This is a genomic window from Cupriavidus sp. CuC1, assembly GCF_044627735.1.
Taxonomy (GTDB): Bacteria; Pseudomonadota; Gammaproteobacteria; order Burkholderiales; family Burkholderiaceae; genus Cupriavidus; species Cupriavidus ulmosensis.
Genome location: NZ_JBIUHC010000414.1, coordinates 1 through 750 on the forward strand (window position 1 = coordinate 1; position 750 = coordinate 750).

The window sequence follows — 750 nt, forward strand, 5'->3', positions numbered from 1 at the left end:
GCGGCGGCCAATAGAGGATCATTTTTCGATCCTCGCTTGGCTCTCATGCCCCTGTCCGATTTGTTCGCTACGCTTACCGAATATCTGCACACCAAGGATTTTCACGATCTTGCCCGCCATCCCAAACGTCCCGCTGCCTTCACCCGCCGGCGCAAGCTTACCCTGCCGACACTGATCGCCTTCATGCTCGGCAACTTGCGCATGGGCGTACAAGCCGAACTCGATCAATTCTTCGCCGCGCTCGCCCGCCAGAACACTTTGTGCCGGTGCATCAGTGAACAAGCCTTCGCCCAGGCTCGCAGCAAACTCAGCGGCGATGTCTTTGCTCACCTCAATGACTGGCTGCTTCAGCAAGTGTCCAACCATTTGCCGCGCTGGCATGGCTTTCGGCTGGTCGCCGCGGACGCCTCACACCTGCGTTTCGCCATCCGCCACAGCCATCTCCCTCGAGCCGCCACCCGCGATCAACTCGCCTTCGGCCTGTACCTGCCCGGTGCCGAGATCACGCTCGCCGCCTCACTGCACAGCGTGCACGAGAACGAACGCCAGATCCTGTTCGAGCATCTGGATCGCCTGCAATCCGACGACTTGCTCTTGCTTGACCGCGGCTACCCCGCCCGCTGGCTGGTGGCCGTGCTCAACGAACGAAAAATCCCTTTCTGCATGCGCGCCGACGGCAGCGGCTTTACCGCCGTGCGACACTTCGTCCGCTCCGGCCGCGACGAGGCCATCGTCACGCTCCCGGCTCCA

At 62.1% G+C, this 750-nt stretch carries 1 pseudogene; it reads left to right on the top strand.

The features are described 5' to 3' along the window. Positions 1 to 45: 45 nt before the first annotated feature. Positions 46 to 750, top strand: a pseudogene (locus ACGLHR_RS51970) (transposase); the annotation flags it as partial.